This is a genomic window from Wolbachia endosymbiont of Drosophila willistoni, from assembly GCF_040084705.1.
Classification (GTDB): domain Bacteria; phylum Pseudomonadota; class Alphaproteobacteria; order Rickettsiales; family Anaplasmataceae; genus Wolbachia; species Wolbachia pipientis.
The window spans coordinates 280,959-294,050 of the sequence record NZ_CP157591.1 but is presented as its reverse complement, the minus strand read 5'-3'; the positions used below and the strand labels follow the sequence as shown (position 1 = coordinate 294,050).

Genomic DNA, 13,092 nt, shown 5'->3' with positions numbered 1-13,092 from the left:
AATTCAAATTGAATTTAAGTTATAGATTGTAACAAAGATGAAGTTCAATACAAGGATTTTAAACTATATCAAAAGCAATTTTATTTTCTACTTTATTCATATAGATTCTTAATTTCTTTCCTTTTATTAATTTACGATTCAGTATTTCTTCCGCTAAGTAACTTTTTATCTCTTTTTCAATAAGTCTCTCTATCGGACGTGCTCCCATTTCCTTACTATAACCTGTTTGTGCAAGATAAGATTTCACTTCATCTTCTACCAAGCAGTTTATGCCTTTTTGCGTCAGCTGCTTTTTCAGTTCCTGAATAAATTTATCTACAATATGCAGAATTATATCCGCATTTAAGTCAGAAAAAGAAATAATCGCATCAAGACGATTACGAAATTCAGGGCTAAAAACCTGTTCTATCGCTTTTTCACTATCACCAGTGTTAAATTTTTTATGCCCAAAGCCAACAAAACTTTTGCTGCGTTCAGCTGCTCCTGCATTAGTTGTCATAATTAAGATTATATTGGAAAAGTTAACTTTACGTCCGTAAGTGTCTGTAACGCAACCATAATCCATAATTTGTAGCAATATATTATAGATATCGCTATGAGCCTTTTCAATTTCATCAAGCAGCACAACACTATATTGATTATTAGATACAGACTCTGTGAGTAATCCACCCTGATCATAACCTACATATCCAGGAGGAGAACCAATCATCCTTGATATCGTATGAGACTCAATATATTCGGACATATCAAAGCGTATAAGATTCATGCCCATGCTTTCTGCTAATTGTTTTGCTAGCTCGGTTTTACCAACACCGGTTGGCCCTGCAAAAAGATAATTTGCTAAAGGCTTATTGTAATTTCTCAACCCAGATTTAGCAATTTTAATAGAATTAACAAGAGATTCTATTGCCTGCTCTTGGCCAAAAACCACCTTCTCTAGATTAGCTTTTAAAGACTTTACTTTCTGCAAATCATCAGATTCAGATCCGCAAGGCACATTTGTAATTCTAGTAATGGTATTCTTAATATCTCTACTATTTACAATTTTACCCCTGTTTCTTAGCAATTTACAATATGCCCCTGCCTCATCAATAACATCAACCGCTTTATCAGGTAATATTCGCCCAGTAATATACTTATGCGAAAGTTCAGCCGCAGACCTAATGGCATTCTTTGTATAATATACTCCATGATACCCTTCATAGTAGTGCTTTATACCATCTAGTATCTTTATCGTTTCGTTAACAGAAGATTCCTTAACATTAATTTTTTGAAACCTCCTCGCTAATGCTTTATCTTTTTCAAAACTATTGCTGTATTCTCTATATGTAGTTGCACCTATACAACGCAGTGTACCTCTTGCAAGCGCAGGTTTGAGTAGGTTACCTGCATCAAGAAAGCTACCACTTGTAGAACCTGCTCCAATGATAGTGTGTATTTCGTCAATAAAAAGGATAGCACCTGGTTTTGCCTCAATCGCTTTTATTATAGATTTTATTCTCTCTTCAAAATCACCTCTATAGCGTGTCCCTGCAAGGAGTGACCCTAAATCCAAAGCATAAATTATACTGGACCTGAGCGCACTTGGAACACTGTTTTCAATGATTTTGAGTACCAAACCCTCAACTATTGTGGTTTTGCCAACACCTGGATCTCCAACATATAAAGGGTTGTTTTTTCTACGCCTCAATAATATTTCTATAGTGCGATTTAATTCATAATCACGACCAATAACATAATCTATTTTTTTGCTTCTTGCATAGTCATTTAAATTTTTACAATAACTTTGTAGAATTTCCTCATCTTTTAGTAGCTCACCTTTATTTACTGTAGTAGGAGCATCATTATTTTTATCAAGTTTTACTTTATGATTAGTGGTGTATTCATCTATATCGTTAGAGTATTTCATGTTAGATATGTGGTAAATCAAATTGGAATCTTTCGCACTTTGTTTCTGCAATAGATCTTCAACGTATAAATCTTGCCCAGACAAAATTTCTACTAGAACACTTGCTCCATTTATTTCTTTTTTCCCCAAGCTATGAGCCCGTATTATTGCTCTGTGTATTATGCATTGAAACATTGAGCTAGGTTTAACTCCACTGATAATCAATTCAGAACTGCTTTGTAAAAACCCTTTTATATTATTATTATAATCATTAGCCTTAATATTGCATCTTGATAGAATGTTATCCATACTGATGATTTCATCGGCTCTGATATTACATCTTGATAAAACGTAATTTACATCCACGTCTTTAGTTAACGCCAGCAATAAATGTTCTACTTTCGCATATTTAAGATTAAAATTAGAAGCAATGAATAGTGCTCTATTCAAACTTGCCTCTAAGTTTTTGGAAATCATCTCCTATTCTCTTTAAAAGTGGGAACTCATATATAATGAATAGCACACAATTATTAAAAAAATTGAAATCCAGCAGTTCGCTGTAGCCAATTTGAATCCCACTCTGGATCTACGTCATAGCACCGCAATATCTCAGCATAGATTCCGCTAATGAGTAGCGGAATGACGAGTTTTACGCTTATCAAATTGTAGGTAAATCCTATTTAATACGCTTTTTCTAGTACTCTGCTTTTCTTCTTAAATGCATTGATCTTTTTTCTACCGTATTTAGTCTTTAACGTACTTGGCCTTTTAAAGACCTTTTTGCTGTTACGTTTTTTAAATTGCACACTACAATCAAAATTTAGCTCTCCTTCTTTGTCTGCCAGTGCAGGCAGTCTTCTCTTGTCTTGAGGTGTAACAAAAGATAGCGCATACCCTTCAGCTCCAGCGCGTGCAGTTCTACCTATACGATGAATATAGTCAGCTTGCGATTGTGGTGCATCATAATTGATAACATGTTGAATGTGGGGAATATCAAGGCCGCGAGAAGCAACATCTGTTGCAACCATGATTTGATTACGGCCACGACGAAAAGAATTAATGACCCTTTCGCGCTTGTGCTGCCTTAAATCACCATGAATTGCTAAAGCGCTATAGTCATCTTTGTGCAATCTGTTAGCTAGCTGATCCGCTCCTCGCTTTGTTTTGACAAAGATAATGATTGATCCTTCGCGCTGACATAGTTGTGTAACAAGCTTTTCATATTTTTCTGATTCTGATGCATAAACAATTTCTTGCTTAATTTTTACAGAAGTTGTAACCTCACAATCAACAGAAATACGTTCTGGTCGATTAAGGTACTTCTCAGCAAGTTTTACTATATCTCCAGGAAGAGTTGCAGAAAACATAAGAGTTTGCCTTATTTTAGGCAAATGCTTCATAATTTCTTCAATCTGAACTCCAAAGCCCATATCAAACATACGATCCGTTTCATCAAGCACAAGAACGCTAACATTGCGAGTAATCAAAGTTTTACGCTCAATATGGTCTATAATACGACCAGGAGTACCTATTACAATTTGTGGTTTTTTCTGAAGCTGATTTAGCTGCCTAAAAATAGGCTCACCACCAATCAACAAAGCGACCCTTAGTGCAGAATTTTGAGATAAGAGTTTTCTTATCTCATTTGTTACCTGATGCGCAAGCTCTCTGGTTGGCACGATGACTAAAGCTGAACCAGTGTTAGGCTCATTCAGCAACTTAGCAACCAACGGAATAGCAAATGCTAAAGTTTTTCCAGTCCCCGTTTGAGCAGATCCGAGAATATCTTTACCTTGTAGCGCTAAGGGAATCGCTTGTATTTGAATCGGAGTTGGGACGAAAAGATTATTTTTATCTAGAGCTTGTCTAAGCGAAGCTGGGAGACCCATCTCATGAAAATTATTCACAATACGTTAATCCTGTTAAAAGACTTCATAATAGATTAATCTTCCAATCTTAAATTTATTGCAGATTTTTTATCTTCTCCGTTTCTACCGCGCTCCTCTTTAACCTCATAACTCACCCTTTCTCCTTTTATTCCCTTCTCTTTATTCTCTCCTTTAAGTGCCTCAGGTCTTATTCCCGAACGTTCCAATGTGCTAATATGTACAAAAACGTCACCCCCTTTACCTTCTGGCTTGATGAAACCATAGCCTTTTTCGGCATTAAACCATTTTACATTACCAAATTCCATTTAAACAACTCCTAAATTATTAACTAACATTACTAATGTGATGAAAAACTTTGAAATTACGATTGAGAATGCTTTAAGCTTAGCTATTGAAACTAAACCTTTATACTCCATAGTCTATTCTTAACATTACATGACAATAATACACAATTGTTGTACTTGATGCAAATAAATTTTTTAATCGTTAAGCGAACCTGCAACTGTCATTTCGCTAACTTTAATCGTTGGTGAATTAAATTGCCCACAAAAAGTTAGATCATCTGCAACGACTAAATTGCTAAACATATCCTTCAAATTGCTAGCAATGGTAATCTCATGTATTGGATACGTTATTTTTCCATTTTCTATAAAAAATCCGGAAGCGCCTTGGCTGTAATCGCCATTGATTAAATTGACACCAAAACCAAATAAATCAGTTACATATATTCCCTCTTTCACTTCCTGAATTAATTCTTCAAACGATACATCACCATTCTCAATGTAGAGGTTACTAGCTGCAGGAATAACTGCAGCATTACTTGCACGAGTTGCACTTCCGGTTGTTTCTGAGTCTAATTTTCTAGCCGAGTATAAGTCTAAAATCCAATTTTGTAATATTCCGTTTTTTACAAATATATTTTTCTTGCTAGTTATCCCTTCTCCATCAAATGGTCTCGATGCTATGCCTCTTGGCAACAATGGATCATCGATAATATTAATTCTATCGTTGAAAATCTGAGCGTTTAAACTACCCCTCAAGAAAGAACTGTTGCTTATAATACTGCTCCCATTTATAGCAGAAGCAAAACTTTTTACTAGCCCTTTTGCTGCTCTTTTTTCAAAAATAACTGGAAATTTACCAGTTTTCATTGTACGTGAATTCAATTGATCAACTGCTCTTTTTGCTGCTTCTTTTCCCATTAACTCTGGCAACTTTAAATCACTAAAATTACATGCTATATCATAATCGTAACCAACCTTCATTTCACTTTCTCTTCCAGCAACAACAGAGACCTGATTAGCAAAGGTTGATTTACTAAACGAGCCAATAAAACCAGAAACAGTCGATAATACTGTATTCACTAAAGCGTATGAAGAAGAGGCTCCTTCAGAATTAGTGATACTCTTATGTGCAAGGGCTGAATTTTCTGCAGCTTCAGCAATTTCTTTTAGGTTATCAACGGTTACAACATTATTATCTGAGATACTTAAATCTGCAGAAGAGATATAATTACTACCATTTACAGCAAAATTAATGCAAGGATCTTCTGGCGCATTCTTTGCCATTTCTACCACTTGGCTTACTGTATCACTCAGATTATTCAAATCGTTTGTAGAAATATACGCAGCTTTGTTTTTACCTGCTATAGCTCTGATTCCTACAGTGCAATTTTTAGATTGTGATATTTGCTCAATTTTTGATAGACGCTGAGAAACTGAAGTCTTATTAGTTTCATATATTGTAACTTCCGCATCTTGATTTTGCTTTTTTATTAGTTTAGTAATATCTGCTGCAATATTTAATATATTCATTTTCTATTCCTTAGATTTCTATAAAGATTCTGCACCACCTATAACTTCAATTAAATCAGTCGTAATCGCTGCTTGACGAGAACGATTATAAAGCAATGCTAATTTGTTCAGTATCTCTTTAGTGTTTCTGTTTGCTGATTCCATAGCAACCATTCTAGCACTATTCTCACTCGTTGCACTTTCAAGTAAAGCAGAGTAAAGAGCAATTACAACGTAATCTTGAACCAAAGATTTTAAAATAAATTCAATATTTTGTGGTTCATACTCATAGCCGTAATCTGTTGTTGGACCAGCCAGAGAGCTATCAATCAAGGATGAGTCTTTACTCCATGGTTTTATTGTTTCCAACATTGGTTTTTGCGTGAAGGTATTATAGAATTTACTATAAAAAACTTTAACTTTATCGTATTTACTTAAATCTATACCATCAACCAAAGCTTCTACGTGCTTTAACGTGATTCCCTTACTATTTTCAATTTTTAAGATACTTTTAGAGTCAAATCTATTTTTACCTACATCAAAAGCTTTTTTACCAAGAAATACAATATCTACTTTTTTGCCATTTGCGATTGACTTATTTACACGCTCTTGACTAAATTTGACAATAGAAGAGTTAAAGTTGCCGCACAAGCCACGATCAGACGCAATAATGAATACTAGGTAAGAACCGTCGTTACTGACATTTAGAATTTTTGCCAGTAATTCTTGATCAACTGATAGCATTAATGAAAAAATAATGTTATGCAGCTTAGATACATATAATTTTGAATTTAATAACTTCTTTTGGCTTTGTAACAACTTTGCTGCAGAAACCATTTGCATTATTTTCGTGGTTTTCTGTACAGACCTAATATTCTTAATTCTTAAGGATAATTCCTTTAAGCTCTTCATTTTGTATACAACCCTGATTTATTAAAATATATAACTGTTAGTGTCTAAAAGCAAGTTTTTTTGACATTAAAACCAAGTCTAGCTAAGAAACTTGCAGGTTTATTGTTTGGAGATAAGGATTATATTAAGAAAGTGCTCTAACTTCAGCAATATCAATGTGAAAGTAGCCTAATGGTAATTTCTACACTTTGTGGAATTTTATAATATATAATAAACACAATTAAAACTATTACAACTTGAACACTTATGATCCCATTGTTCTAGTTCCCTGTTACAATTTTTACATTTCCAGCCTGGATCAGGCAAAGCTTCTGAGCCCATCTTGTTTAGCCAATAAATTACCTTGTCGTGTTCTTGCAATGTAACCTTGAGTTGTATTACAATAAAGTAGATTGACATGTAATTAGCTTTTTTCATAGCAGTATCTAAATATTGACTTGCAAGATCATATTTACCTGAACTCATTGAGGACAAAGCAAGTAAACAGTAACTAAAATAATAATCAGGGCGTAAGTTGTATAGTCTTTCAGCACCTTTACTATTTAAATTGATGTACATTTTAGCTGACTGAGGAGTAGGATTTACTGTATACTCTGCCTCTAGCACTGCAGAAGCTTTTCTGATTTTTCCAAGTTTAATATATAATTCTGCCTTTAAATAATTGATGGGCTGAAAAATTGCACTATAACGTTGTGCTCTAAATAAAGACTTTATAGCCTCCTTAAAATTTCCTTTACTTTCATATTGCTTTGCTAAAGCGCAATAAAACACTGCAAACATTTCTTTATGATCAAAGGGGAGAAAAATATTGGACTTAACTGCTTCCTTCAACCTCAAAATTGCATTAATCCAATCTTCTTTCAATATGCAATGCTCTATTTGAAAGGGAATAGATAGCATTTTATCGTTAATTGAACTAGAGCAATATTCTATAAATTTTTGAAAGACTACTTTTTCTTGTTTGAGGTGGACAATCAGCTTATTGGCTAGAAGTAGAGCTAAGTTACGATTTTTATTTGCAATATTTGTTAAACCGTTACTGAAAAAGCTGTAATTTCCCGTCTTACCTGAGTTAAAGAGCTTTATTAAAGACAACCTATCGCTCTCCTCACTCAGACTTTTAACTAGCTTTTGGGCATTCTCTATATTGTCTAAGTCTATGCTAAAGAAAGCTTCAAAGAGAAGCAATTCTTCCCTATCCCTTCTTCTATTTCTTATGTTGGCAAATGTTGATGAAATGGAGGAAAAAAAGCGTACAAGTGTAATTAATAAAAATAATAAAACTACACAAGTAAAAATAATGAAATATAGATCAATACTTATAGTGTAATTGCCTAATTCCAATTTTATTACTTCACCACTTACCTTGACCCATATACCAAATAAAAACGAAAAAGCGAAAATTATAAAATAAATCATGAGATATATTGTAATAAGTGATGATATATTGTTGAAATATTCTTAGAAGCTACAATAAAACCATTCAATTTATTCAGCCATAGCTTGAATTCTGAATGCGTTAAATTGCTTACTGTAACAGTTATATTTTGCCAATCATTATCATTTATTGACTCCTCAATTTCTGCGAATTTTACTCTTAATGGATCATTTCGGTCGTCTACCTTTATCCAGTTTGAAATGATTTTTTTAGACAATGTACTTTTGTTGTAATCGATAGTATCAATAGTTTTTTCAAAAGATAACTTCAATTCGTGTAAGGTATTTATCTCTTTCAAATTTTCTAATTCATCTACTGCATTTTCTATCTCTGGATCGTCAAGCTCTGATATCAAAGGCTTTATTGAATTTATATGGTTATCAAATTTTGCTTCTCGCAATAACGAATTCTTCATTTTAACCACAAGTAATAGCAATTTTGCAAGGTTCTTACATCTTGAGTTATTATCACCTTGCTCACATTGAGTATGCTGACTTCTCTTGAGGTCAAATATCTTTTTTTCTATTCTAGATTGATTAACTTCAAGCAACATTCTAAATTCATCCATGTTTTCCGTTAAAGCTTTCACATTGTTTTCACTCTCTTGCTGATTTATTTTTAAAAAGATTATGTTATTTATTGTGATGTAACCGGTAAATAACAATACAATTAAGAACCAACCTATGTACTTTTGCTGAGTATCATTCATAACGTAGTATCTCCGCAGGATCTTGTGCAGCTGCCTGCAACGCAGGAGCAATTGTCGCTAAAAATGATAAGAGTAACGCAAGTGCAGAAATATTTACTACGTCTTGGGGTACTAATATCACTGGCAAACTTGAAAAAAAGTATATCATAGGATCAAACAGCTTGACGTTAGTAATGTTTTCTAAAAACACTCTAATGCTTTCGATATTGAGAGAAAAAACGACACCTATAATACAGCCAAGACAAGTTCCCGTAAAACCGATTAATAGACCACAAGCGCAAAATATACGCATAATGCTTCCACTTGTTGCACCAAATGTACGCATAATTGCAATCGCGGATTTCTTTTCTTGCACTATCATCATTAAATTTGAGATAATATTAAACGCTGCTACAACTATAATCAAAGTGAGAATTAAAAACATCACATTTCTTTCAGTTTTTAAAGCACTAAAATAATGGCTTTGCTGTGATTGCCAACTTTCAGCTTCCATTCCTATTTCTTTTTCTATAGCATCTGCCAGCTTATCAGCTCTAGTAACGTCGTCTACAAGTACTTCTATATTTTTTATGCTATTTTTATAATTAAAAAAGGCTTGTGCTGATTTTAGAGGCATATATATCAAGGTATTATCATACTCAAACATACCCATATCAAATATTGCTATAACTTTATATTTTTTCATTCGCGGCATTTCACCAAGTAATGCATCAAATTCTTCAGATGATATAAACGTAATTTCGTCGCCATAGTCAATGTTCAAAACTTCTGCTAAGCGTGCTCCTATTATTATCCCTTCATCAAATTTTTTTACATCACCTATAATTACATTATTTGTAACGGCAGTACTATCAAGCAAATCTTTAGTTGACACACCTCGCACTACGCTACCTGCAATTTTACCATTTGCTACAATAATAACTTGATCATTGGTCATAGGAGTAGCTTTTAATATACCAGGAATTCTCTCAATAGATTTTGAAACTGCGTAGTAATCTGAATTTATGTTCCTATCAAAATAAACGTTAATATGGCCATCAATGCCAAGTATTGAGTCAAGCAACTTTGCTCTGAATCCGTTCATCACAGACATCACCACTATTAGTGTTGCAACTCCAAGGGCAATGCCGATAATAGAGAACAAAGTCATTATAGAGCAAAATCTGGCATTTCTTGCTCGCAAATAGCAAGCAGCCATAGTAATTTCAAAGGCAATGGACATTACAAAATATTTTGAGGTTAGACATTATATTTTTGAAACTTCGTATAATTGTAGACTTTTCTTTATTTAAAAACTAGAGATTTTTGCTTCCTTAAATTTAGCAGACTTATAGAGTATCTTTAACATTAGAATTTCAAAATCTTCCATATACATCATCCAACCTCACTATATCATTATCAGATAAATGCTCTCCTATCTGAAATTCAACTATTTCAAGTGGAGAGCTTGTGCTTTTATAACATAGAAAAAATCAAGAATATTATTGGGTTTATTCAATAAGTTATAATTCTTTCCTTCCATAATTTTCAAATTGTACAACTAGTTGCTTTACATTTACATCTGTGAGAAGAGCATTTTTGCTAACATGAGGTCTCGGATCAGATTTTGCTGATAAGGGATTCATCTGAGATATTTCATCCCTCATTGGAAATAAGCGAGATTGGGAAGCAACTTTTGGTGATGGCCTAGTTTTTTTCTCCACATCTATATTCACTTGTGCAACAGGAGGGGTCCTGCTTTCAATAGTTTGCGCATTAGGACTTTCTTTTGCTTGATTTTGTTTGAATTTTTTTCTTATCTCTTGTACTTTAATATCGATATTATAATTAATTTCTTTTTCCATAGAAGATACTACCATTTCTAGCTTTGTGCTTGATTTTTGATCAGTATGACCTAACTTTTTAAGTTTTAGTGGTAATTCAGGTTTATCTTTAGTTGATTTAGGAACAGTTCCTACTACTTTTGGTTTTTGTCTAACTTCTTGACCAGCAGTAAACATTTTTTTTGGCAATGGGGGTGCTATTGATGGTTTTGGCAATATTGGAGGTTTAGATTGTTGTTTTTGTTTAAGTTCTCTTTTTGCTTCCATATGTTCTTTAGGAACTGTTACATAAATTAGCTCTTCTCTAGGCGATTTTGAACTTTGTGAATTTTCTGTTAAAATTTTACTCTTCTTCTCTTGATAATTTGATATCTCTTTGTATCCAGGCTTTTCATCTAATGAATTTCCATGGCCTGAATCATTATAATTAACTTCTACTTGTCTATCTTCTTTTAGAAAACTGCGTTCTGGCTTTTCTGGAGCTATTGCAATATTTCCTCTTTCAACTTGCTCCAAACCTGAAATTTTACGATAAGCCTCTAGATATTCAAAGATTGTCATTGAAGTAGGAGGAGGTAATTTATCAATAAAACTACTTATATTCTTAACTGGAACATTTCTTCCCGAGATTCTATTCAATATTTCCTTTAATATCTTAAGACCTGATGGCTTTCCATTCATCAATTTTACATAATCAATTGAGTCACTACGTATAACAAACTTAGCTACATCTTCTGCCTTATCTGTAAAACGCTTTAATGCCTGAGATAAATCCCTTACCGTTTTATTATAATGTCTAATAGTTACTAACTCATCTCTTGCTTTTATAGCTTCTTTAAGGAAACCGAGATTTTCTCTATAATTGTCACTTTTAAATGGATCCTTCATATTAATTACAACTCATTATTTATTAAAATATGGGTATAGGTTTAAAATATTAAGATTTAGTAAATATTATTTTTTACATAAAGCAGCTATACCCATATTATAAATTGCCAACAAATGCATTTATGGCGTTACCATATTCTTCCATATACATCATCCAATCTCACTATATCATTATCAGATAAATGCTCTCCTATCTGAAATTCAACTATCTCAAGTGGAAAGCTTGTGCTTCTATTTTCAATCCTATGGGAAACTTCCCTTGGGATTTCTATCATATGGTCCTTTGCTATAGCATATTCTTTGTCTTCTAAACTAACATATCCAACTCCTGATAGCACTATATGGTATTCATCTCTATAGTGATGGAATTGCTTAGAAGTGCAGCTTAATGGATTGATAAAAAGATATTTTATAAGAAAATTTTCGCTCATTAAAATTATACTACAAAATCCCCATGGTTTAACTTCTTTCCTTATCACCTTTACTTTCTTAACTTTATGAATAAATGAAATTAGACTTTTGTTTGGTTGCTTACAAGCTCCACTCAATAAATTTTTATTACTTTCTGTCGTTGAAACTGGTTCTTTTTCTCTAATCACATGCTGAAATGATGCCGGTTCTTTACTAAACTTCTCACTCAATTCTAAAACTGAATTCCAAGTTCCAACATCCAACCAATCGAAATTAGCTTCTATCATTGCAACGTTTTTTGCTTTCTCCATCACCAAGTAATCAATGGATATGCCTTCAATTCCTGCAAAATCTCGTTGTTTTAAATACAGAAATCTCTCTTGCGGTGTGAAATATTTAAAACATAAATTGTAAAGATTCGGGGCAGATTTTTTAATCTCATCTATGTAGCGTTTTGCTTTAAGAGGTTGTCCGGAAACAAGTAAATTCAAGCATATTCCCTCTTTAACATAACCCTACTCATAGCTAGGTATATGAAATTCTCAGTGGATGTTGTGAGTAAATCATACTCCTTCGATAGCCTTCTATTCCTATTAACCCAAGCAAAAGTCCTTTCTACAACCCATCTTCTTGGCTGTACTTTAAACCCTTGTTCTCTTGTTGGTAGTAGCTCAGGTGGCGTATCTTTGTGCACCCAAAATCTACATGGAGGCCTTTTAACAATTTCAATATCTATGTCATATTCTTCCTTTATGTGATTCTTTAAATTTCTTCCTTGGTATCCCATGTCAGCCCACATTTTTTTAACTTTAGTATATTTTGTTCTCATATTGTTTAATGCTATTTTAATACCATCTCTATCATTTTCGTTAGCAGCGCCTACGTAACAACCTAGTATAAAACCCTGAGTGTCTGTAATTATATGCCTTTTTCTACCCTTTACTTTTTTACTTCCATCATAGCCTTTGATCCCCCCTTTTCTGTAGTCTTTACAGATTGACTATCTACTATACAGGCACTCGGCTGCTCATTCCTTCCTATTTTTCTTCTACTATATTTTGTAATTTCATAATTCATTTTCTCAAAAATTCCCTGCTTCTTCCATTGCCTGAACTGCTCATACACAGTCTTCGATAGCGGAAAATCATTTGGTAAATACCGCCATTGACACCCTGTACGCAATACATAGAAAATTGCTTCTAATATTTCTTTTTTGCTATACTTTGGCAGCCTTCCTCCTTTCTTGTATGATACTCTGAAGTGTTTTTCTATTCTTGCCCATTCCCTTTCGCTTAGATCTGTTGGATACTTTTTTCTCATCTTTACCCCGTACTAAAATTT

Annotated in this window: 11 protein-coding genes; all 11 read right to left on the bottom strand. The window is 33.4% G+C overall.

The genetic code is table 11. The features are described from left to right. Nucleotides 1–58: 58 nt before the first annotated feature. The 11 genes from ABL518_RS01585 to ABL518_RS01535 all read right to left on the bottom strand — a co-directional run bounded on the left by ABL518_RS01585 (nucleotide 59) and on the right by ABL518_RS01535 (nucleotide 13,071). Nucleotides 59–2,365 (bottom strand): AAA family ATPase, encoded by a 2,307-nt coding sequence (locus ABL518_RS01585; protein ID WP_010082052.1) that lies wholly within the window; start codon nucleotides 2,363–2,365, stop codon nucleotides 59–61. A 203-nt stretch (nucleotides 2,366–2,568) separates the two neighbouring features. Then, nucleotides 2,569–3,795, bottom strand: a complete 1,227-nt coding sequence (locus ABL518_RS01580) for a DEAD/DEAH box helicase (RefSeq protein ID WP_038199603.1) — start codon at nucleotides 3,793–3,795, stop codon at nucleotides 2,569–2,571. 35 nt (nucleotides 3,796–3,830) lie between these two features. Then, nucleotides 3,831–4,082: a cold-shock protein gene (locus ABL518_RS01575; RefSeq protein WP_006279919.1), complete on the bottom strand. Its 252-nt coding sequence runs from the start codon at nucleotides 4,080–4,082 to the stop codon at nucleotides 3,831–3,833. 174 nt (nucleotides 4,083–4,256) lie between these two features. After that, a complete protein-coding gene (locus ABL518_RS01570) occupies nucleotides 4,257–5,591 on the bottom strand; it encodes a TldD/PmbA family protein (RefSeq protein ID WP_010081974.1) in 1,335 nt (444 codons plus the stop codon). 18 nt (nucleotides 5,592–5,609) lie between these two features. Next, nucleotides 5,610–6,482, bottom strand: a complete 873-nt coding sequence (gene atpG / locus ABL518_RS01565; protein ID WP_010081973.1) for an ATP synthase F1 subunit gamma — start codon at nucleotides 6,480–6,482, stop codon at nucleotides 5,610–5,612. Nucleotides 6,483–6,680: 198 nt separating this feature from the next. After that, the gene (locus ABL518_RS01560; protein ID WP_007548692.1) at nucleotides 6,681–7,901 is read right to left on the bottom strand and encodes a hypothetical protein; all 1,221 of its coding nucleotides are present in this window, start codon (nucleotides 7,899–7,901) and stop codon (nucleotides 6,681–6,683) included. Beyond that, on the bottom strand, nucleotides 7,898–8,629 hold the full coding sequence (locus ABL518_RS01555) for a hypothetical protein (protein ID WP_038199598.1): 732 nt from the start codon (nucleotides 8,627–8,629) through the stop codon (nucleotides 7,898–7,900). Before ABL518_RS01555 ends, ABL518_RS01560 begins: the two co-directional genes overlap by 4 nt. Then, nucleotides 8,622–9,851 carry a lipoprotein-releasing ABC transporter permease subunit gene (locus ABL518_RS01550; protein WP_070357005.1) on the bottom strand — a complete coding sequence of 410 codons (1,230 nt, stop codon included), beginning with the start codon at nucleotides 9,849–9,851 and terminating at the stop codon, nucleotides 8,622–8,624. Before ABL518_RS01550 ends, ABL518_RS01555 begins: the two co-directional genes overlap by 8 nt. Before the next feature lie 280 nt (nucleotides 9,852–10,131). Beyond that, the gene (locus ABL518_RS01545; RefSeq protein WP_095742828.1) at nucleotides 10,132–11,340 is read right to left on the bottom strand and encodes a hypothetical protein; all 1,209 of its coding nucleotides are present in this window, start codon (nucleotides 11,338–11,340) and stop codon (nucleotides 10,132–10,134) included. A 128-nt stretch (nucleotides 11,341–11,468) separates the two neighbouring features. Continuing rightward, nucleotides 11,469–12,242, bottom strand: a complete 774-nt coding sequence (locus tag ABL518_RS01540) for a cupin domain-containing protein (RefSeq protein ID WP_010963116.1) — start codon at nucleotides 12,240–12,242, stop codon at nucleotides 11,469–11,471. Then, nucleotides 12,239–13,071, bottom strand: a protein-coding gene (locus ABL518_RS01535; protein WP_095742620.1) for an IS5-like element ISWpi1 family transposase whose coding sequence is annotated in 2 segments (ribosomal slippage) — nucleotides 12,239–12,702 and nucleotides 12,702–13,071 — 834 coding nt in all. Because the reading frame shifts where the segments join, the coding sequence is not laid out codon by codon here. Before ABL518_RS01535 ends, ABL518_RS01540 begins: the two co-directional genes overlap by 4 nt. Nucleotides 13,072–13,092 lie beyond the last annotated feature (21 nt).

Bases quoted from the DNA above. Each gene is read 5' to 3' on its own strand.
- ABL518_RS01585 (WP_010082052.1), bottom strand. From the start codon at position 2,365: ATGATTTCCAAAAACTTAGAGGCAAGTTTGAATAGAGCACTATTCATT.
- ABL518_RS01575 (WP_006279919.1), bottom strand. From the start codon at position 4,082: ATGGAATTTGGTAATGTAAAATGGTTTAATGCCGAAAAAGGCTATGGT.
- ABL518_RS01570 (WP_010081974.1), bottom strand. From the start codon at position 5,591: ATGAATATATTAAATATTGCAGCAGATATTACTAAACTAATAAAAAAG.
- atpG (WP_010081973.1), bottom strand. From the start codon at position 6,482: ATGAAGAGCTTAAAGGAATTATCCTTAAGAATTAAGAATATTAGGTCT.
- ABL518_RS01560 (WP_007548692.1), bottom strand. From the start codon at position 7,901: ATGATTTATTTTATAATTTTCGCTTTTTCGTTTTTATTTGGTATATGG.
- ABL518_RS01555 (WP_038199598.1), bottom strand. From the start codon at position 8,629: ATGAATGATACTCAGCAAAAGTACATAGGTTGGTTCTTAATTGTATTG.
- ABL518_RS01550 (WP_070357005.1), bottom strand. From the start codon at position 9,851: ATGTCCATTGCCTTTGAAATTACTATGGCTGCTTGCTATTTGCGAGCA.
- ABL518_RS01545 (WP_095742828.1), bottom strand. From the start codon at position 11,340: ATGAAGGATCCATTTAAAAGTGACAATTATAGAGAAAATCTCGGTTTC.